The organism is Vibrio sp. 1402 (assembly GCF_033340275.1).
The window spans coordinates 1-574 of the sequence record NZ_JAWOWE010000510.1 but is presented as its reverse complement, the minus strand read 5'-3'; the positions used below and the strand labels follow the sequence as shown (position 1 = coordinate 574).

1 protein-coding gene is annotated in these 574 nt (G+C 48.6%); it reads left to right on the top strand.

The window, feature by feature from the left end:
- Positions 1 to 574: FHIPEP family type III secretion protein (locus R7044_RS26970; protein WP_225456199.1), on the top strand; the 574-nt coding region annotated here is incomplete at both ends.

Below are 574 nucleotides of genomic sequence, written 5' to 3'. Positions count from 1 at the left end.
ACAGGTAGGTTTTCTTCTACCCGAAGTTCGCATTCGCGATAACCTAAGCCTAAAACCGAACCAATACACCATTTCTCTTAATGGCGAAGTGATTGAGCAGGGCTTCATCGAACCAGAGCGTTTAATGGCGATTGCCGTTGGCGACACCTACGGTGAAATCGATGGCATTCTAGGGAGCGATCCTGCTTACCAACTTCCTGCGGTTTGGATTGAACATCAAGACAAGGCGAAAGCGCTCAACATGGGTTACCAAGTCGTGGACGACGGTACCGTGATCGCAACGCACATCAGCAAAATCATGAAAACCAGCCTTGCAGAATTGTTTACACACGATGATGTAGAAGCGATGACGCAGCGATTAACCCAACAAGCGCCGAAATTGGCAGAAGCCTTAGCCGCTGCACTTAACCCAGCTCAACAGCTCAAAGTGTACCGCCAGCTATTGCTTGATCAGGTGCCACTAAAAGACATCCGAACCATTGCGAATACCATGCTGGAGTCTTCAGAAAACACCAAAGACCCGATTTTGTTAGCTGCTGATGTTCGCTGCGCACTAAAACGCACGCTAGTTAAC